General features: G+C 72.7%; 16 protein-coding genes. 6 read left to right on the top strand and 10 right to left on the bottom strand.

The window, feature by feature from the left end:
- Window positions 1-34: 34 nt before the first annotated feature.
- On the bottom strand, window positions 35-1,138 hold the full coding sequence (gene wecB, locus EKD16_RS03235; RefSeq protein ID WP_242677381.1) for a non-hydrolyzing UDP-N-acetylglucosamine 2-epimerase: 1,104 nt from the start codon (window positions 1,136-1,138) through the stop codon (window positions 35-37).
- A 223-nt stretch (window positions 1,139-1,361) separates the two neighbouring features.
- Between wecB and EKD16_RS03230 the strand changes: the two genes are divergently transcribed.
- The 3 genes from EKD16_RS03230 (at window position 1,362) to EKD16_RS03220 (ending at window position 6,333) form a co-directional block, all read left to right on the top strand.
- Entirely contained in the window at window positions 1,362-3,074 is a 1,713-nt protein-coding gene (locus EKD16_RS03230) for a glycosyltransferase family 4 protein (RefSeq protein WP_242677213.1), read from the top strand.
- Between the two features lie 490 nt (window positions 3,075-3,564).
- Complete coding sequence (locus EKD16_RS03225; protein ID WP_131097021.1) at window positions 3,565-4,890, top strand: nucleotide sugar dehydrogenase; 1,326 nt, start codon at window positions 3,565-3,567, stop codon at window positions 4,888-4,890.
- A 228-nt stretch (window positions 4,891-5,118) separates the two neighbouring features.
- The gene (locus EKD16_RS03220; RefSeq protein ID WP_131097020.1) at window positions 5,119-6,333 is read left to right on the top strand and encodes a glycosyltransferase family 4 protein; all 1,215 of its coding nucleotides are present in this window, start codon (window positions 5,119-5,121) and stop codon (window positions 6,331-6,333) included.
- Between the two features lie 59 nt (window positions 6,334-6,392).
- Here the strand turns inward: EKD16_RS03220 and EKD16_RS03215 are convergent, their stop codons facing one another.
- The 8 genes from EKD16_RS03215 to EKD16_RS03180 all read right to left on the bottom strand — a co-directional run bounded on the left by EKD16_RS03215 (window position 6,393) and on the right by EKD16_RS03180 (window position 13,736).
- Entirely contained in the window at window positions 6,393-7,289 is an 897-nt protein-coding gene (locus EKD16_RS03215) for a glycosyltransferase family 2 protein (protein ID WP_242677380.1), read from the bottom strand.
- A 287-nt stretch (window positions 7,290-7,576) separates the two neighbouring features.
- On the bottom strand, window positions 7,577-8,347 hold the full coding sequence (locus EKD16_RS03210; protein ID WP_131097018.1) for a CDP-alcohol phosphatidyltransferase family protein: 771 nt from the start codon (window positions 8,345-8,347) through the stop codon (window positions 7,577-7,579).
- On the bottom strand, window positions 8,325-9,374 hold the full coding sequence (locus EKD16_RS03205) for an iron-containing alcohol dehydrogenase family protein (RefSeq protein WP_131101958.1): 1,050 nt from the start codon (window positions 9,372-9,374) through the stop codon (window positions 8,325-8,327). The genes EKD16_RS03210 and EKD16_RS03205 overlap by 23 nt, the downstream gene beginning before the upstream one ends.
- A 5-nt stretch (window positions 9,375-9,379) precedes the next feature.
- Window positions 9,380-10,111 (bottom strand): phosphocholine cytidylyltransferase family protein, encoded by a 732-nt coding sequence (locus tag EKD16_RS03200; protein ID WP_131097017.1) that lies wholly within the window; start codon window positions 10,109-10,111, stop codon window positions 9,380-9,382.
- A 16-nt stretch (window positions 10,112-10,127) separates the two neighbouring features.
- Window positions 10,128-10,772 carry a DUF5941 domain-containing protein gene (locus EKD16_RS03195; RefSeq protein WP_131097016.1) on the bottom strand — a complete coding sequence of 215 codons (645 nt, stop codon included), beginning with the start codon at window positions 10,770-10,772 and terminating at the stop codon, window positions 10,128-10,130.
- 3 nt (window positions 10,773-10,775) lie between these two features.
- Window positions 10,776-11,693, bottom strand: a complete 918-nt coding sequence (locus EKD16_RS03190; protein ID WP_131097015.1) for a hypothetical protein — start codon at window positions 11,691-11,693, stop codon at window positions 10,776-10,778.
- A 286-nt stretch (window positions 11,694-11,979) separates the two neighbouring features.
- Window positions 11,980-12,909 carry an ABC transporter ATP-binding protein gene (locus tag EKD16_RS03185; protein WP_131097014.1) on the bottom strand — a complete coding sequence of 310 codons (930 nt, stop codon included), beginning with the start codon at window positions 12,907-12,909 and terminating at the stop codon, window positions 11,980-11,982.
- Complete coding sequence (locus EKD16_RS03180; RefSeq protein WP_131097013.1) at window positions 12,909-13,736, bottom strand: ABC transporter permease; 828 nt, start codon at window positions 13,734-13,736, stop codon at window positions 12,909-12,911. The genes EKD16_RS03185 and EKD16_RS03180 overlap by 1 nt, the downstream gene beginning before the upstream one ends.
- Window positions 13,737-13,998: 262 nt before the next feature.
- On the opposite strand from EKD16_RS03180, the gene EKD16_RS03175 reads away from it, so the two are divergent.
- Window positions 13,999-14,781, top strand: a complete 783-nt coding sequence (locus EKD16_RS03175; RefSeq protein ID WP_131097012.1) for an IspD/TarI family cytidylyltransferase — start codon at window positions 13,999-14,001, stop codon at window positions 14,779-14,781.
- The gene (locus tag EKD16_RS03170; protein ID WP_131097011.1) at window positions 14,778-15,554 is read left to right on the top strand and encodes a glycerophosphodiester phosphodiesterase; all 777 of its coding nucleotides are present in this window, start codon (window positions 14,778-14,780) and stop codon (window positions 15,552-15,554) included. The genes EKD16_RS03175 and EKD16_RS03170 overlap by 4 nt, the downstream gene beginning before the upstream one ends.
- Window positions 15,555-16,922: 1,368 nt before the next feature.
- Here the strand turns inward: EKD16_RS03170 and EKD16_RS03165 are convergent.
- Window positions 16,923-17,927 (bottom strand): glycosyltransferase family 2 protein, encoded by a 1,005-nt coding sequence (locus tag EKD16_RS03165; RefSeq protein WP_131097010.1) that lies wholly within the window; start codon window positions 17,925-17,927, stop codon window positions 16,923-16,925.
- Window positions 17,928-18,342: 415 nt separating this feature from the next.
- Here EKD16_RS03165 and EKD16_RS03160 point away from each other — a divergent pair, with 415 nt between their 5' ends.
- A complete protein-coding gene (locus EKD16_RS03160; RefSeq protein WP_131097009.1) occupies window positions 18,343-19,878 on the top strand; it encodes an LCP family protein in 1,536 nt (511 codons plus the stop codon).
- The last annotated feature ends 82 nt before the right edge of the window (window positions 19,879-19,960 follow it).

Raw genomic sequence — 19,960 nt, 5'->3', positions numbered from 1 at the left:
CTTGCGAGGTTGAGGGATCCGGTGGGGCATGCGCTCAGGCACCGCGGTTCGCGCCCGCCGGTGCGCCGCTCAGCCAGTCGGCCAGGACGGCGGCGATGCGCTCGCCCGCGTGGCCGTCCCACAGCGGGGGGACGTCGGCGATCGCCCCGGCGCCGAAGCTCTCCCCCGCCAGGATCTTGGAGACCAGTCCGGGGAGCTCGGAGTCGACGACGAGCCTGTTGCTGCCGTGGGTGATGGTGATCGGCCGTTCGGTGTTGGGGCGGAGGGTGAGGCAGGGGACGCGCAGAATGGTGGTCTCCTCCTGCACACCGCCGGAGTCGGTGACCACGGCGGCCGAGGCGCGCACCAGGGTCACGAAGTCGATGTAGCCGAGGGGCTCCAGCAGGTGCATACGCGGGTGCTCGGCCAGGCCCGCGGCCGTCAGCGCGGCGCGCCCGCGGGGGTGCACCGGCATTACGACGTCGATCTGGTCGGCGACCTCGTGCAGACGCGCCACCAGGCGGGCGACCACCTCGGGGTCGTCGACGTTGGCGGGGCGGTGCAGCGTGGCGGCGACGTAGCTGTCGGGCAGATCCAGGCGCTCGCGCAGGGCCGCGGTGTCGAAGCGGTCGAGGTTGCCCAGCAGGGTGTCGATCATCGGGTTGCCGACCAGGTGCACCCGGTCGACGGCGACGCCTTCGGCGGCGAGGTGGCCGACCGCCTCGGGACTGGTGGCGAAGCACAGATCGGAGAGCTGGTCGGTGAGTCGGCGGTTGACCTCCTCGGGCATCGACCAGTCGAACGAGCGCAGGCCGGCCTCGACGTGGGCGACGGGGGTGTGCAGCTTCGCGGCGACGACGCCGGCGGCGAGCGTGGAGTTCACGTCGCCGTATACGACGACGAGTTCCGGTGAACGCGCGATGAACTCTTGCTCCAGGCCGGTCATCAGCGCGGCGGTCTGCTCGGCGTGCGAACCGGATCCGACGCCGAGGTCGACGTCGGGGCGGGGGAGCCCCAGTTCACGGAAGAAGACCGCCGACATGCGGTCGTCGTAGTGCTGGCCGGTGTGCACGACGGACTGGCGCACCCCGCGGGCGTCCAGCGCCGCCACCACCGGTGCCGCCTTGACGAAGTTGGGCCGCGCGCCGACGATGTGCACGACCTCGCCGGAGCCCGCAGCGGCGCCGTACGCGGGGGAAACCGTCTCGGCGCGCTCGTCAGGCCCCGCGCCCTCCAGGCGGCCGGTCGCTGCTCCATCGGCATCGGCGGCTCCGCCGGTGTTCGAACGGGGGGCCGGTGCTGATGACATCATGTTCCCTTCGTTTCGATCCTCCGGGCCGCGCCTGTTGGACGCCCGACCGTCACCGGTGGATCACTCAGACGTGGTTGGATACCCCACCGTGCGCAACTTCGTGAAAGCGGCCACCTTCACCGCGACCCTGACCTGCCGGCACCTGAGGACCGAACCCGCTCGGCTGCCGCTGCTCGGCCTGCGGCTGCTGCCGGGACCGGCACGCCAGGGCGCGCGTTCGGCGCTCGGCCGCACCGGCGCCCTCGCCCGCGCCTACGCCCTGTGGGACGCGGGCCGCCGGGCGGAGGCGCTCGACACCGTGCGCGGCGCCGCCCATGGAGCCTCCAACCGTCGTGTCGCCCGGTTCGCGGCGTTCGCGCTGGCGGTCGAGCAGCCCGGGCCGGCCGAGGAACTGATCGCGAGACTGCCCGAGGGCCGGATCCGCGCCGGACTGGCGCATCGGCTGGCACTGACGACAGGCCGCGCGGTCCGTGAAGACCCCCCGGGCCAGTGGCACCCCCTCACGGTAGCGCCGAGGGGGCGAACGCTACACCACGACACGATGAACGATCAGGAATCGACCGATACCGGCCTGCGGATCCTACATCTGGTCACCAACGCACTGCCGCACACCAACGCCGGCTACACCCAGCGGACCCACCGCATCGCCCTGGGACAGCGCGCAGCGGGCCTGGAGCCGCACGTGGCGACCCGCGCGGGCTATCCGCTGAGCAAAGGGGTCTTCGACACCCGGAGCAACGTGGAGGTCGACGGCATCCGCTACCACCGGCTGCTGCCCTGGCTGGCGCCCGCCGACCACGCCGCGGAGCTGCGGGCGGGGCTGCGCCTGGCGCTGCCACTGGCCGAGCGGCTGCGCCCGGACGTGCTGCACGCCGCCAGCAACCACGGCAACGCCGAACTCGCCTTAGAACTGGGCCGCCGCCTGGGCGCACCGGTCGTCTACGAGGTGCGCGGATTCCTCGAGGAGTCGTGGCTTTCGCGGGACCCCTCGCGCAGCACCGAGGACGCGTACTACCGGGCCGAGCGCGCCCGCGAGACCGCCTGCATGCACGCGGCCGACCTCGTGGTGACACTGGGCGAAACCATGCGCGCCGAGATCACCGGCCGCGGCGTCGATCCCGCCAAGGTGACCGTGGTGCCCAACGCGGTGGACGAGTCCTTCCTGGAACCGCTGCCCGACGGCGGCGGGCTGCGCCGCGAACTGGGAATCGGCGCCGACGACTTCGTCGTGGGCACCACCACCAGCTGCTACAGCTACGAGGGCCTGGACACGCTGGTCGACGCCGTCGCCGAGCTGCGCCGCCGCGGGGTGGCGGCGCACGCGCTGATCGTGGGCGACGGCCCGGAACTCGGCGCCCTGCGCGAACGCGCCGCCGCGGCCGGCCTGGAAGGGGCGGCACACTTCCCCGGGCGCGTGCCCGCCGACGAGGTCCGCCGCCACCACGCCGCCCTGGACGTCTTCTGCGTGCCGCGGCGCGACGAGCGCGTGAGCCGGCTGGTGACACCGCTGAAGCCGGTCGAGGCGATGGCCGGAGGACTTCCGGTGGTGGCGGGTGATCTGGACGCGCTGCGGGAGATCGTCGAGCCGGGGACGACCGGCGAGGTCGTACCGCCGGAGTGCCCCGGCGAGCTCGCCGACTGCCTGGAGAAGCTGGCCGCCGACCCCGAGACCCGCTCCGATTACGGCCGGGCCGCCCGCGAGCGCGTCGGCCGCCACCGGACCTGGGAGGCCGCGGCGCACCGGTACATCGAGTCGTACCGGGACCTGCGCGGCGGCTGGTAGACGGGTGAGTCAGGGCCGCCCCGGCGAACCCGAGCCGCGCCCACGCGGCACCACCCCGGAAAATCCTCCTTCCTGGGCGTTTCCACCATTCATCCGCCATTCGGCACCAAAGCGGTTAAACGCGAAATCACAGGTGGCCTGGAGGTAAATTCCTCCAAACGAATGGTTGGTACAGCGGGGTGGCACTGTTGCGCTGCTCTACAGTCGGGAACCACGACAGCGTGCTCCCCTGCGCTTATGCAGTCGTCAGGGCGCACCGGGCAATGATCGACGCACGCCGTACACCGGATCGGGAACCCGCAGGGTCGAACCGCGAAACTGTCCGCAACAGGTCACAGGCCGCCGCTGATGCCAACGTGCGGCCGCGTCCACGCGTCCTTGGTCATAGCAAGCGCCAGGAGTGCTGCACGCGTAGGCAGGGATCGACCTGGCAGTGCAACGGCACCTCGGAAGTCCCACCTGGATAATGAACGAAGGCGAGGGTGACCCAGTGGACGTCGCTACCCCAACATCGGATCTGGTCGTCATCGGTCTGGGCTACGTCGGCCTGCCGCTGGCCCACCAGGCCACGCGCTCCGGGCTCGCCGTCACCGGACTGGAAGTCAGCCCCGCGGTCGTCGACGGCCTCAACTCCGGCCACTCGCACATCGACGACCTCGACTCTGCGGACATCGCCGAGATGGTCGAGGGCGGCTTCACCGCCAGCACGGACGCCTCGGTGATCGCCGGTACGCGCAACGTCGTCATCTGCGTCCCCACCCCGCTCTCGGACGAGGGCGGCCCCGACCTCGGGGCGGTCGCCGCTGCCGGGCGGGCCATAGCCGCCCACCTGGCCCCGGGCACCCTGGTCGTCCTGGAGTCCACCACCTACCCGGGCACCACCGAGGAGGTGCTGCGGCCGCTGCTGGAGGAGTCCGGCCTGGTCGCCGGGTCCGACTTCCACCTGGCCTTCTCGCCCGAGCGGATCGACCCCGGCAACGCCACGTTCGGCGTGGCCAACACGCCCAAGGTCGTCGGGGGCATGACCGAGCGCTGCGGCGAAACCGCCGCGGCCTTCTACCGCCGCTTCGTCGACACCGTCGTGCAGGCGCAGGGCACCCGCGAGGCCGAGATGGCCAAGCTGCTGGAGAACACCTACCGGCACGTCAACATCGCCCTGGTCAACGAGATGGCGATCTTCTGCCAGGAGTTGGGCGTCGACCTCTGGGACGCCATCTCCTGCGCCGCCACCAAGCCGTTCGGGTTCCAGGCCTTCTACCCCGGCCCCGGGGTGGGCGGCCACTGCATCCCGATCGACCCCAACTACCTCTCCTACAAGGTCAAGACCCTGGGCTATCCGTTCCGGTTCGTGGAACTCGCCCAGGAGATCAACGCGCGCATGCCCTCATACGTGCTGCAGCGCTCGCTGGAACTGCTCAACGACGCGGGGCTGGCGCTGTCGCGCTCGCGCGTGCTGCTACTGGGCGTCACCTACAAGGCCGACATCGCCGACCAGCGCGAATCGCCGGCCCGCCCGGTCGCCCGCAAGCTCGCCGAGAAGGGCGCCACGCTGACCTACCACGACCCGCACGTCGAGGAGTGGAGCCTCAACGGCGAGCCGCTGCCCCGGGCCACCGACCTGGAGCAGGCCATGGCCGAGGCCGACCTGACCATTTTGCTCACCGACCACAGCGCCTACACGCCCAAACTGCTGACCGAGCACGCGCGGCTGCTCCTGGACACCCGCGGTGTACTGCGCCGGCTGGATCCCGCGTCGGTGCACGAGGACGGCCGCACCACCGCCCCGATCAACCGCGATGGGGTAGTCGTCCTCTAAGTCTCCCGCTATCCTTGCGCCCCTGTGTCCTTTCGCCGTCCGTCCCGCTCAGCGTGGTGGCGACCGGCGCGACTGCACAGGGGCGCGCCGGATTCACGCACATAACCTCCGGGTGTAACCCTGCTTTTCACGTGCTGTTTCCTCTTCCCACTAGGGTCGAGAACCGGGCAAACAGCTCTACTGGGAGAATCGCCCGGAAACCGGCGTTCGGAAGTGGTGAACTCGCATATGCACGCTCTCGTTGCCACCGTGGTGCACCATCCCGAAGACGCGCGCATTCTGCACCGCCAGATCCGTGCCCTGCTCGACGCCGGACATCGGGTCACCTACATGGCGCCGTTCGCCGACCGCGGCGTCACGCCGTGGCAGGAACTCGATCCGGTGGACGTCCCGCGGGCGTCGGGCCGGCGCCGCCTGGGGTCGCTGCGGGCGGCCCGCGCCGCCCTGGCCCACCACGCTCCGCAGGCCGACGTGCTGCTCTTCCACGATCCCGAACTCCTGATGGCGCTGCCGCGCCGGCGCCCCGCCACCGTGTGGGACGTCCACGAGGACGCCGCGGCGGCGCTGTTGACCAAGCCGTGGATGCCGCGCCCGCTGCGGCGCCCGCTGGGCCCGGTGGTGCGCGGCTTCGAGCGGCGCGCCGAGCAGCAGATGCACCTGCTGCTCGCCGAGGAGGGCTACCGCGACCGCTTCGCCCAGCCGCACCCGGTCGTTCCCAACACCACCTACGTCCCCGAGCAGCCCGAACGGAGCCCCGGCACCGACCGGGTGGTCTACCTCGGGCACCTGTCAGAGGCCCGTGGGGCCCACGAACTGGTCGAGATGGGCCGCCGACTGCGCCCGCACGGCGTGCGCGTCGAAATCATCGGCGCCGCCGACCCCGGAATCCGGCCGATGCTGCGCGAAGCTCAGCACGAAGGCGCCGTCGAGTGTTACGGGTTCGTCCCCAACGACCAGGCGCTGCGCATGATCGGCGGCTCCCTGGCGGGTATCTGCCTGCTGCAGGACACGCCGAACTACCGCAGCTCGCTGCCGACCAAGGTCGTCGAGTACATGGCCCACGGGCTGCCGGTCATCAGCACACCCAACCCGGCGGCGGTCTCGCTGGTCTCCGAGCGCCCCGAGGGGGCGTGCGGCACGGTCGTCCCCTACGGCGACGCCGCAGCGGCGGCGGACGCGGTGCTGCGGCTGCGCGACGACACCGAGACCCGCGAGCGCTTCGGCTCCGCCGGGCACGCCATCGCCCGCGCGTCCTACCACTGGCCGATCCAGGCGGAGGCGTTCGTGCGCCACCTGCAGGAGTGGGCCGGGACGGCCGCGCCGAGCATGCCCCTGCCGGAGCAGGCCCGGATCGAACTCGGCGGCGAGGTCCGGGCCGATCGCGCGCCCGTGGCCGCCGACGTGGAGCCGACCGCGGAGCCCGTCAAGCGCATGCCGCTGTGAGCAGTGGAAAGCTGTGACCGGGCGTCAGCCGACGGCGGCGAAGCGCCCAGCGCCGATGCTCAGATGATCGGCGGGCGCCCGGCCAGGGTCATGCGCCAGGCGGTGGACCAGCGCATCGGCGAGCGGGGGCCGCAGTCGCCGCGCCATCCCTCGCCGAAGCCGCGGAACCACGCCCGCAGCGCGGACAGCGAACGCACGCGCAGCACCGTGATGCCGATCCACACCGCCAGGTGGCCCAGCGCCAGCGTCCAGGGCAGGTTGCGGCGCACCAGCCAGACGCGGTTGCGGGCGTTGAGCCGGTAGAAGTCCTCGTGGCGGCTGGGATGGGTCGAGGGGTGGTACATCACCGCCTCGGCGTCGTACTCGATGTGGTAGCCGGCGTCGAGCACGCGCCAGGCGAGGTCGCTCTCCTCATGGGCGTAGAAGAAGCCGCCCGGCAGCGCGCCCGCCTTCTCGAACGCGGCGCGGCGCACGGCCGCGGCCCCGCCGAGGAACGTGGTGACCCGGCTGGAGCGCAGCGGGTCTCCGGCGCGCAGCCGCGGCACATAGCGCCGCTGGTCCGGACCGCCGTCGGGGTCGACGATGCGGAAGGTGAGGATGCCCAGCCCGGGGTCGGCGGCGAAGCGCCGGCTGACGTGGCGGGCCAGGTCGCGCGAGCGGTACCAGCCGTCGTCGTCGAGGAACAGCACGATATCGCCGCTGCACGCCTTGACCCCGTGGTTGCGCCCCTCGGGGATCCCGATGTTCTCGGGCAGGTGGACCGTGACGACCTGCTCGGGCAGCGGCGGCAGCTCGGCCCCGTTGCTGACGACGACCAGCTCCAGGTCGGCGCCCTCCTGCTCCAGCACGCTGGTGACGGCCCGGCGCAGCTCGGCCGGGCGGGTCCCCATCGTCAGGATGACGCAGGAGATCCTCAAGCGCTGCTCCCCTCCCTGGCCGACCGAGGGGTCCTCCATGTCGGAAGTGCCCTCGACGTTAACGGTACGGGAAGGGAATGCGTCGCGGACAGCGGCCTCTTCGGCCGCGACCGCGGGTGACTCGGCGGACGCGGATTCAAAAGGGGTCGGCAGACCTGGACTGGTCATAGGAACCGTTCGTGAACGTGGACGCATGGTGGACGCAGGATGACAATCGCATGGCGCTGCTAACGAAAGGATAAGGGCGATCGGCTCGCGCTGCCGGTGTGACGCGGCATACGCGGCCGACCCGACTGCCCGCGGACCACCCGAGCGGCCCGCGGCCGCTACTCCAGGCGCCGCGACGCGAGCACGCTGACCATGTGCAGGAAGGTCTGCAGGACTGCCACCGCCACGCACACCACCACCAGGGCCCGGGTCGCGAGCAGGTCGCCGCGCACCAGGTCGACGACGGCGGTGGCCAGGGCCAAAAACGACAGCTCGACGGCCTGGATGACCCGGTGGAACCGCAGCGCCGCGGCCGCCTTGCGGGCCATGCCCAGCCGCGGCGAGCGGGGTTGCAGGGCGGCGTCGGAGATCTTCTCGGGCAGCCCCGCCTTGGCGCGGGCCACCACGACGTTGTCGGTCTCCGCCTTGATCAGGGCGGCGCCCAGCGCCGCGGCCATGCCGCCGATCACCCAGCCGCCGGCGTCGAGCCCGCCCTGGGCGCGCACGCCGAGCCCGATGAGCAGGGCGACCTCGGCCAGGTAATGGCCGATACGGTCCAGGAAGATGCCCGCGACACTGGTGCGCCCGGTGAACCGCGCGACCTCGCCGTCGGAGCAGTCCAGCAGCAGGTACAGCTGCACCAGCACGACCGCCAGCAGCGCCGACCAGAGACCGCCCAGGGCCAGGACGGCGCCGCCCAGCACGCCCGTGCCCATCATCAGGTAGGTGATGGGGTTGGGCGGCACGCCCATGCGGATGAACACGACGCTGAAGTAGGGCGAGAGGTCGCGCATGTAGAGCCGACCCGCCCAGTGCTCCTCGTTCAGCCGCTCCTTGATGCCTTCGGGCTGGCCGCCCGAACGCACCTCAGCGATCGATGGTTTCGCCATATTCCGCCACGCTCCGCCTGATCTCGTCGTCCGAAAGGGCCAGGTGCTCCAGTACCGTGTAGCGTCCCGGCCGGGTGGCGGGGGCGTGGGCCACCGCGCGTGCGAACTGCTCCTCGTCCAAGCCCACGTCCTTCGGGAGGGCCGGCAGGCCGTGGCGGCGGAGGCAGGCCAGGATGTCGTCCATCCGCCCCTCCCCCAGACCCTGGTACCGGCTGCGCAGGAAGTAGGCGTAGAGCGCGCCGATACCGGCCAGCTCCCCGTGGTTGCTGGTGCCCGGATACAGCTGGTCGATGGCGTGCAGCACCTCGTGGCAGGCGCCGCTCGCCGGGCGGCTGGAACCGGCGACCGACATGGCCATTCCGGAGAGCACGAGCGCCTCGGCCAGTGCGGTCAGGAAGTCCTGGGAGTCGACGGTGTCGTGGCGGTTGACGATGGCCTCGGCGGCGGTGCGCGCGAACGTGACGGCCATCCCGTCGACGGGCTCGCCCTGCTCGCGTCCGGCCAGTTCCCAGTCGGCGATGGCCGACAGGTTGCTCACCACGTCGCCGATGCCCGAGCGCACCAGGCGCTGGGGCCCGGCACGCACGTAGTCGACGTCGACCACGACCGCGACGGGCATGGTGACGCCGTAGGACCCCTTGCCGCTCTCGTGCTCCAGGGAGCTGACCGGCGAGGCGATGCCGTCGTGGGAGAGGTTGGTGGCCACGGCGACCATGGGGATGCCGGCCATCGCCGCGGCGAACTTGGTGACGTCGATCGTCTTTCCACCGCCGATGCCGGCCACGGCCTCGTAGGCTCCCGAACGCAGCTTCTTGCCCAGTTCGGTGGCAACGTCGACACTGCCGCCCTCGACCTTGAAGACCTCGCAGTTCGGCAGGTCCAGCTCGGCGGCGATCTGGGAGCCCTGGCCCGGGCCCACCGCCACGGCGATGCGGCCCTCGTTGGCGATGCGGCGGTCGGCCAGCACGGTTCCCAGTGAGGCGATGGCACCCTGGCGCACGTCGATGGCCAGCGGCGCGTTGACCATGCGGGCTAGTAGCGGCATGCGATCTCCCTGGCGCGGTCCAGATCGTCGTGGTCGTCGACCTCTACCCAGTCGACCTCGCCGATCGGCGCGACGGCGACCTTGCCGCCGCGGTCGATCAGCTCCTGGAAGCCGTCCTCGTAGTACAGCTGGGGGTCGCGCTCCCAGGTGGCCTGGAGCGCATCGGCCAGTCCCGCCGACAGCGAGCCCTCGATCAGGGTCGCGCCGATGTACTCGCCGGCCGCCTCAGCGGGGTCCATGAGCTTGGTGATCCGGCTGATGTGGCCGGAGTCGTCCAAGATCACCTTCATCTCCTCGTCGGCGAGAGTTTTGGCGCTGTCCACCGCGAGGAGGAGTTCGGGACCGCGGGCGGCGAGTAGCGTCTCTTCCACGCTCACCGGATGGACGGTGTCGCCGTTGACGAGGAGGACGCCTTCGGAGAAGTACTCGCGCGCGGTCCACAGGGAGTAGGCGTTGTTCCACTCCTCGGCCTTGTCGTTGTAGGCCAGGGTCAGCCGCACGCCGTGGCGGCGCTCCATCTCCTGCTTGCGCGCTTCGACCGCCTCGGCGCGGTAGCCCACGACGACGACCACCTCGGTCAGGCCCGCTGCGGCGAGGTTGCGCAGCGAGATGTCCATGATGGTCGTGTCACCGTCGACCGGCACCAGCGCCTTGGGCAGGGTGTCGGTGTAGGGGCGCAGTCGGCGGCCCGCTCCTGCGGCCAGCACCATACCGAGCATGTGGGCGTGTTCCTCCTTAACTCGTGGAGGCGTCCACGCCTCCCGATTCGTTGCGCGGAGCCCCGGCTTCCGCGATCGGGGCCGCCAGCCAGCTCGTCGTGGCCTCCCAGACGAGCAGCACGGCGAGGTAACCCGTCAGCACACCGTAGATGAACGGCAGCCAACCTAGTGCCCCGCCGACGGCCGCAACCAGCATCCGGCCGTCCCATCCGAGCATGGCCCGCATGACCCAGGCGGACGGACGCAGACCGGTGCGGGTGCGGTGCACTGCGTCGGCATGGTGCAGCGCCACCGCGGTCAAGAGCGCGAAGACCAGCGGAAGGGGCACACCGGACCCGTAACCGAGCGCGAGGAGGTAAAGATACTCCGTCGCGCGCAGGAGGGGCGGGACCAGCCGGTCGAATCGTCCGTCGTGCGGGTGACCCGATGCGACCCCGGAGAGCAGCAGCGCCGCCACCGGTGCGAACAGGGTAATACCTGACAGTTGGTGCAGCCCCGTCAGCATCAGCACACCCGCCACGAGCGCACCGGCCAGCGTGGGCAGCAACGGCGGCAGCCCGCCGGCCGCGAGGCGGCCCAGAGCGGTGCTCACATGTCCGTCGTCACGGAGAAAGCGCAGGTCCACGCCGTCGCGTGCGGGCGGTGCCGGGGAAGCGCCCATGGTTCACCTCGCGGTGTCTCTGGCCGGGCCGCCGATGAGTTCACCGGTGAGCGCGAGGGCGCAGCCCACGATCAGTGCGATGAACGTCACTCGGACGTCCCAAATCGTTATCGTCAGCGCCACCGCCCCGAAGCGCGCGGCCTGGGGGAAGGCCGCGAGGCGCGCGAGCGGCGGGGAGCGCCGCCGGTCCGCGGGAGCGCGGCCGCGGCGGCCGCCGGTCGCGGCGGTGCTCTCCGCGCGGTCGGCGGAGTCGCCGTGCGGGTCTTCGGCGGCTGAGGACCGCGTGCCGTCCGGGGCGTCCGGCGTCTCGGCCCTCGGCTCGCCCCAGACTTCCGCGCGGCCGGCATCCCAGCCCGGCCACGCGGCACCCTTGGGCACGGTGCGGATACCCGGCGGCGGCCCGAACCGGGGCACGCGGCGGTCGGAGCGCCGACCGTCGTCCGCACCGCCCTCGCCTTCACCCGAATCGCCGTCACCCAGCAGTTCCGCGGTCAGCGAAGGGTCGCCGGGTGAGCCGTCGTCGAGGTGGCGGCTGGGATCGACGGCGTCGACGGGTCTGGCGAGTCCCGACTCCGGTGTCCACTCCGGCTCGCCCACCCGAGCGCTGCGCGCCGCCGCGGCGGAGTCGCGCAGCGCCAGCGCGATGAGCGCGCCCGCCGCCCAGGCCCAGGCGTCGGGCACACCGGCGGCCGTGCCGCCGATGGCCAGTCCGGCGTAGACGACGTATTCGCGCAGCCGCCCCAGCACCTGGGCCAGCCACAGGTCCAGCCGGTCGCGGCGCCCATTGCGCAGCCGCTCGGCGAGCAGGTCGGTGCCCGCGACGGCGCCCAGCAGCAGCGCCCCGCACACGGCGCCGCGCAGCCCGCCCTCGGTGAACCACAGCGCAGCCGCGACGGCCAGCACCAGCCCGATGCGGGACATGGCGGCCGGGCTCATCCGACCGCCGCGCGACCGCCCGATGAACCGCCCCGTGCGCCTGCCGCCCCCGCGGCCCGCGCGCGCATCGACATCAGACACGGCAGTGCCCCTCCCACGCGGCCTCGCGTTCACCGTGTACCCGGCGGGGTAGTGATGGCAACCATCGGCACCCGCGAACCTGCGTGTCGTCCCGGTTCGTCCCGGCCTGGAAAGCTCCCGCGCCCCGAGGCGCGCGCCGGCGCGGTCGGTGAGGGCGGCCGGCGCCGCCGCGCGGATCAGGCGGCCCGGATCAGGCGGCGCCGCCTCCACCGCCGTCGCGCCCGCGGATCCGCCGCCTCGCGCCGGGGTCTTTTCGCCCGGCATCGGTTCCCGCGGCGGCCTCGGCGCCCCCTCGCCGGGACGGCGCGCCTGGCGCGGCGCGCTCGCCGGCGGGCTCCTCGCGCGCCTCCCCGGAGGGGGCCGGGCCGCCCTCCTCGGCGGTGAGGTCCTGCTGGTAGGCGTCGAGCACGGTGTCGATGCCGGAGTCCAGCGCGACCGCCCCGTCCTTGAGGTAGAGGCCGCGGCCGCAGAAGTGGCGCAGGTCTGCGTCGCTGTGGGAGACCAGCACCATCGTTCGGCCGTCGGCCAGCATGCGCTCGATCGCGGCGTAGCACTTCTGCCGGAATTCCTGGTCGCCGACGGCCAGCACCTCGTCGACCAGCATGATCGGGTGCTCCAGTTGGGCCACCAGCGCGAAGCCCAGGCGCACCTTCATCCCGCTGGAGTAGTGGCGCACGGGCATGTCGATGTAGCCGCCGCGCAGGTCGGCGAAGTCCACGATCTCGTCGAAGCGCTCGTCGAGGGCCTCCTGGCTCATCCCGTGCAGGGAACCCACGAGGCGGATGTTCTCGCGCCCGGTGAGCTGCCCGTTGAACCCGGCGCGCAACTCCAGAAGGGGCGCCACCCTGCCGCGGACCTCCACCCGGCCTTCATCGGGGATCAGGACCCCGGCGATCATCTTCAGCAGGGTGGACTTGCCGGTGCCGTTCTTGCCGACGATCCCGACGCACTCGCCCCGGTGGACGCTGAAGGAGGCGCCGCGCACGGGCCAGAAGGAGCCGCCCGCCGCCGCGGGGCCGCGCCGGGCGCCGAGGAGGACCTCGCGCAGACTCCGCCGCCGCTTGCGGTGCGCAGAGAAGCGGATGCCGAGCCCTTCGGCCTCGATCACGGGCTCGGCCATCACAGCTCCTTCAGCACGGAGGTCTCCAGGCGCCGGAACGTCAGGTATCCCGCGGCCAGCATCAGCACAGCGCCCCCGATACTCGTCGCGAGGACGGGCGCGCCGGGCGCGTCGGCGGGGTACCAGACGGCGTGGTGCATCTTGAAGATACCCAGCAGCGGATTGCACTGGAAAAGCGTGACGAACCAGGCGGGGAAGCGGTCGGACTCCAGCACCAGGCCGGAGGGGATGATGATCGCCGAGGAGTAGAACAGCACCCGGTTCAGGATGCGCACCACGCGCTCGACGTCGCGCACGAGCACGTTCACCGACGCCAGCAGCAGCGTCATACCCAGCGAGAAGACGAGCTGCACCGTGACGGCCAGCGGCAGCCACACCAGCAGGCCCGCGGGGGTGGTGCGCCCGCCCAGCGCGAAGACGAAGACGAGCAGTACCGGCCAGGTGAAGAGGTAGTCGACGAACTTCGCCGCGACCGCCTGGACCGGGAAGACTTCCCTGGGCACCTTCATCGTCGTGATGAGCTTGCTGTGGGACATGATCGCGTTGGGCGCCTGGCTGAGCGACTGGGCGAACCACAGCCACGGCAGCAGACCCGAGATCAGAAACAGCGGGTAGCCGCCGGGAGCGTCGCCGCCGCCGGGGACGCCGCGGTCGGTGTCGAAGATCAGGCCGAAGACGAAGAAGTAGACCCCCGCCATCGCCAGGGGCTCCAGCATCGACCACGCGTAGCCGAGGATCGAGCTCTGGTACTTCACCTTCAGGTCGCGGCGCACCAAGAGGCCCACGACCCGCCGGTTCTGCCAGACGGCCAGCGCCCGTGACGCCACCGCCACCTCCTTCGGAGTGCGTCTGTGCCGCAGCCGTCGGTCCGCGGGGCGCGGCGGCGGGCCAAGCTTACCGGCGCGCCTTCGAACGGACCGGCGCAAGGGCGGTGCGGGTGCGGGCGCTCATGCGCCTACGCCCGGGTCCACCGGCGCGGGTGGGCTAACCTCGGCTCGTGCCGTGCGGGGCGCACCGAGCCCTCGACGGCGACCGGCGCCCGCGGGCGCAGACCGTGCCGCACCGGCGGCCACAGCAGGAGGGAAGTCGATGCCGCAGGACTCGGCCCCGGCCGCGCGCCCGCACGTCACGGCGGCGGTGCTGGCGGGGGGAATCGGCGCGCGGATGGGCGCCGGGCGACCCAAGCAGCTGCTGCCCCTGGCGGGCCGACCGGTACTGGAGCACGCCCTCGCCGCGTTCTGCGCCGCGCCGGAGGTCGACGACGTCGTCCTGCTGATGGCCGCGGCACACCTGCCCGAGGCGGAGAAGGTCGCGTCGGGCGCGGGCATGGGCAAGGTCTCGGCCGTCCTGCCGGGTGGAGAGAACCGCACCGAGACCTCGGCCGCGGCGCTGCGGGCGGTGGAGCACCGCGGTGACGACGACCTGGTGCTGATCCACGACGCCGCGCGCCCGCTCGTGACCCCGGAGGTCATCAGCGCGTGCGTCGGGGCCTTGGCGGAATCGGGGGCCGTGGGCGTCGCCGTGCCCGCCGGGGACACGGTGGTGGAGGTGGCCCCCGGCACCGGGGGCGCCGAGGTGCTGCGCGACATGCCGCCCCGCTCCTCGCTGCGGCGGATGCAGACGCCGCAGGGCTTCCGCCTAAGCGTGATCCGCCGTGCCTACCGGTCGGCACTGGCCGACCCCGCCCTGGTGGCCACCGACGACTGCGGGGTCGTGCTGCGCTACCTGCCCGGCGAGGAGGTGCGCATCATCGCCGGCGACGAGTCCAACATCAAGGTCACCAATCCGGGCGACGTGGAGATCGCCGAGGCCCTGCTGCGCCTGCGCGGCGGGGAGTCGGCCGGGGCTGCGCAGAGGGAGGCCGGGGCGTGACCGTCTTCAGCGCGCCCGAGGTGATCGGGCACCGCGGTTCCGGGCGCGGCGGCGAGTCGGGCTATCCGGAGAACTCGGCGGCCTCCTACCTGGCGGCGGTCGGCGCCGGGGCGCAGTGGGTCGAGATCGACGTACGGCGCACCGCCGACGACGCCCTCGTACTCCACCACGACGCGGCGCTGCCCGACGGGAGGGTGATCGTCGACCTGCCCGAGCAGGAGTGCCGCGACGCGGGTCTGCTGGGCCTGGAGGAGGCGCTCGCGGCCGTGCCCGTCGGGATCGGGATCGACGTGGACGTCAAGACCGTGATGGAGGACGCGGTCGACGCACCCGAGAGGCGGACCGCGGCCCTGCTGCTGCCGGCGCTGCGCCGCGAGGCCGCGCGCCGGCGCGCGGCGGCCGGCCGCGAGCGCGTGTTCGTCTGCTCCTTCGACCCGGCGGCGCTGCTGTGGCTGCGCGAGAACGCTCCGGAGGTCCCCCTGGCGTGGATGCCCTTCGTGCGCAACCCGCTGGACCAGGCGGTGGCCGGCGCCGCCGGCCTGGGCTGCGCGATCGTGGCGATCGACGCCCGCTCCTTCGGCCTCGCCGGCGATCCCCCGCGCCCGGGCCGCCGCGAAGTCGCCTACACCGTCGACGTCGCCCACCGCGCGGGCCTGGAGGTCGTCTCCTGGTGCCCCGACCCGGTGGACGCGGCCCGCTTCACCGATGCGGGCGTGGACGCCGTGGTCGTGGACGACGTGCCGGGAGTGGTGGCGGCGTTGAAGGACGGTTAGCCGGGTGTCCGGCGGTCGTGCGGAGAAGCGGCGCCGAGGACGGCGAAGGGCCGGGCTCCGCGGTCATCGGGTCGGGTGCTCGCCGGTGGCAGTGGGCGGCGGCGGGGCGGGTCGGGTCTGCTGTGCGGTCTTGTTGATCTGCCGGGGTGCGGGTGGCCTCACGGGGAACGACGGGCACCGAGGACAGCGGAGGGCTGCCCCCGCGGTCGACGGGTAGGGTGCCCGCCGGTGGCGGTTGCGGCGGGGGGCGGCGTTGGGCCACCGGGGGCCGGTCGGCGCATCTATTGCGCGGTTTCCACCGGATTGCGGCCGCTGTCTGGTCGAGACCCCGCAATAGGTGGCACCGGTCCCGCGGCTTGGCCCGTCTATCGTGAACTTATGGTCGCAGGAAAGCGTATTCCGCGGCCATAAGTTCGCGATACATCGCCGGATGGGCCGACATAGGGACATACCGGCGCTGGCACGACCCGAAGGGGGCCGGATCGGGGGCCGAGGGGGCGACGACACGTCGCTCGTGGCGCCCGGGCGTCGCCGACGGGTGCCCCACCCCCCGATGGGGTGGACTTTTGGGAGCCTATGCCCGTTTTGCGGGCGACCTCGGCGGGCGCAACGGCCACGAGACGCACGAAAAGTCGACGTCAGGGGCGTTCTTTGCGCCATTCGGCGCGCCTCGTGCGCCCTCGCCGCCGCAGCGCGGGTGCGGACCCAACGAGGAATCGGGCATTGGCGGATAAAACACCCCGCGTTGTTTCGTATCGCGGAATGACCGTACGAGGGTGGCGCCTCGGGGCGGCGCCGAGGCCGATGCCGCCGCATCTACGTGCATCTCGTGGCCTTGAACCTGCTGCATGACCGCCGCCGACCACCCCAGGCCGGGCCCCGCCGCCAACGCCGCCCCTCCGCCGCGACCACCACCGGCGGGCACCCGGCCCGTTGGGCGCGGGCCAAGCCCTCCGCGGACCTCGGCGCCGCTTTTCAGTCAAGACCACCCGCCACCCGGCAGGCTGACAAGGCCGCCCAGCGGACCCGAGCCGCCCCGCCGCACGCCCAACCGGCGAGCACCCGGCCCGTCAACCGCAGGCCCGGCCACCCACCGACCTCGGCGCCGCTTTTCAGCCAAGACCACCCGCCACCCGGCCGACCAACAAGGCCGCACAGCAGACCGGGGCCGCCCTCCGCCGACCACCGCCACCGGCGGGCACCCGACCCGCCCACCGCAGGCCCGGCCATCCACCACCGTCGCCGCGGCTTTCCGGTGAAGACCGCCCGTCGTCCGACCAACAAAGCCCAACAGGACCGCACAGCAGACCGGTGTTCTTGAACACGGCCTCTAGGCGCTGTGGTCAGGGCCCCGCGGCCGTCTCGTCGTTACGCGTGCTGCTCCCGTGCGCCGCGGGCCACGCGGGAGTTCGCGCCGAGGTGCCGGGGGCTGGTGAGGAAACCGGCGCCCCAGGCCATGTGCATGGTGGCCAGCGCGAGCGGGATGCTCAGCCGGGCCGTGGCGGAGTGCCCGCGGCCCAAGGGGACGGAGGCGGCCACGATCGCGGCGAGGTAGGCCCCGGGCACCAGCCAGGCCGGCCAGAACAGCAGGCCGCCGACCAGGCCGAGCGCGATCGCGACCAGCGCCGTCGGCGGGGCCAGGTAGCGCAGGTTGATCGTGCCCTTGTGCTGGCGGGAGACCACCCGGCGCCAGCGGCCGTAGTTGAAGTACTGCTTGGCCAGGGCCCGCACCGTGGGGCGGGGCCGGTAGGAGACGCGCATCCGCGGCTCGAACCAGACCGTGCCCCCGCTGGTGCGGATGCGGTGGTTCATCTCCCAGTCCTGGGCGCGCAGGAACGCCTCGTCGTAGCCGCCGACGCGCTCCAGCGCCGAGCGGCGGAAGACGCCCAGGTAGACGGTGTCGGCGGGCCCGCCCCGGCCCCCGGTGTGGAAGCGGGCGTTGCCCACACCGACCTTGGAGGTCATGGCGGCGGCCACCGCCTTCTCCCACGGGGTCTCGCCCTCGGCCGCCATGATGCCCCCGACGTTGTCGGCCCCGGTCTCCTCGATGGTGCCCACCGCCACCGCGAGATAGTCGGCGGGCATCATCGCATGCCCGTCCACGCGCGCGACGATCGAGTGCGAGGAAGCCCCGATGGCGGCGTTGAGCCCTGCCGGGGTCCGTCCGGTCGGGTTGGCCACGACCCGCACGCGGGCGTCGTCCGCGGCGATGCGGTCGGCGACCTCGCGGGTGCGGTCGTGGGAAGGCCCCACAGCGAGCACGACCTCGAGCTCGCCCGGGTACTCCTGGGCGAGGACGTGGCTCACCGCGGAGGCCAGGTGGCGCTCCTCGTTGAGGACGGGCATGACAACGGATACGGCCGGCCAGGTCACAGGCGCTTCCAACGATCGGGCTGCACGGGGTGCGAGGCTGCTTCGCGGCTCTGCAGTCGATACGGTACTGCACTTTCCGGCCGCGACCGGCCACTCCCGCTTCGCCGAAAGGGGTTCGGGCCCGGCACCGGCCCGCGCACCGCGCCGTGGGTCGAACCGTGCGCGCACGGCGCGCGTCCCAGGTACAGCTCCGGATGCCACCGGGCGCCCGCGCCGCGCGCACACCAGGAAGTGGGCAACACGCCGAGAGGCGACATCGGGCGACCCATCGGTGGATTCGGTGACAACCTAGAGACGCGGAACGAGGGCCGGTGGGTTCACGCGGAACCGGCGTGGGCGGGGCGCGCTTGCGGCCGCGCCGCCGACCCGTTCCGCCCGCGCGGGACTGCGGAGCGGCGAGCGGACGGAGGGTGCTGTGAGCGAGGGCCCAGGGGACGACCGGCGCGGCGACGACGAGGCCGACGGCGGCGGTTTCCGTCGCGTTAGGTCCGCGCCGACCCCGCCGCAGCCGCCCGGGCGCGGCTTCACTCCGCCCAGCGGCCGGGTGCGCCGCAAGCGCGCGGCGCTGCTGTTGGCGGGAACCATGTCGGTGGTGGTGCTGCTGGCTTCGGGTACCGCGTGGTCGCTGACGGGGTGGGTCTCGGGGCGGATCGACCGTTCCGACGTGTTCGGCGGGATGGTCGACGGCGACCGACCGCGGGCAGGGACCACCGGAGCACTGAACTTCCTGGTCATCGGCTCCGACACGCGCGAGGGGATGGACCGGGACACGCAGAACGAGCTTGGGGTGGGGCGAGCGGAGGGCCGTCGGTCCGACACGATGATGCTCGTCCACCTCGGCCACGACCGCGACCGCATCAGCGTCGTGGGCATCCCCCGCGACTCCTGGGTCGACATCCCCGGCCACGGCAAGAACAAGATCAACGCCGCCTACTCCCTCGGCGGCCCGTCGCTGGCCGTGGAGACGGTGGAGTCGGCGACCCACGTGCGCATCGACCACTACGTCGAGGTGGACTTCACCGGCTTCGTCGAGATGGTCGACGCCCTCGGCGGGATCGAGGTCTGCCTGCCGCAGCCGATCCACGACCCCAAGGCGCACCTGGACATGGCGGCGGGTACGCACCGTGTCGGCGGCACCCGCGCGCTGGCGTTCGCCCGGACGCGCCAGACCGCCGGCGGCGACCTCGACCGCATCGGCCGCCAGCAGCAGGTCCTCTCGGCCATGCTGGAGACCGCGCTGAGCACCGACACGCTGTCGGACCCGCAGCGTTTCGGCTCCTTCGTCGACACCGCGCTCGGCTCGATCACCGTCGACGAGGGCCTCGACACCGACACCATCAACGAACTGGCCGGCCAACTGCGGGGCATCGGCCTGGACGACGTCACGTTCACCACGGTCCCCGTCGACCGGACGAACTACCGGACCCCGCACGGCGACGTCGCGGTGACCTGGGACCGCCAGGCGGCCGCGGACATGTTCGCCAAGATCAACGCCGACAAGCCGCTCGACGGCGAGAAGGAGGAGCCCGCCGGCTCCGCGGCCGGGGCGCAGAGCCCGCCGCCGCCCCGGCCGGGCGAGATCAGCCTGCAGGTCTTCAACGGCACCGGCGTCACCGGGCTGGGCGCCGACGTGAGCCGCGCGTTCTCGGACGCCGGGTTCCGGGTGCCCGCTCCCGCCCGCAACTGGTCACGCCACGACGTGGCGGAGACCGTCCTGCGCCACGCACCGGGGCACAAGGCCGAGGCCGCCATGGTCGCCGAGTCCGTGCCCGGCGCCTCGCTGGAGGAGGACCCGCAGCTCGACCGGCGGATCCAGGTCGTGGTGGGGTTCAACTACCGGGAGGTGCAGCCGCCGCCGGAGGCTGCCGCCGCATCCTCCGCCCCTCCCGAGGAGCCGGACGACGAGGGCGCCGACACCTCCTCCGCCCGCGAAAAGGTCTGCTCGGACTGACGTCGCGGCTGTGACAGGCCGCTGCGTCGGCGACCGCGCGGGCAGCCCTCCCGGCGGCGAGCCGGGGCCGCCAGCGGCACGC

The organism is Streptomonospora litoralis, from assembly GCF_004323735.1.
Taxonomy (GTDB): domain Bacteria; phylum Actinomycetota; class Actinomycetes; order Streptosporangiales; family Streptosporangiaceae; genus Streptomonospora; species Streptomonospora litoralis.
This window is presented reverse-complemented; position numbering and strand designations above follow the sequence as displayed.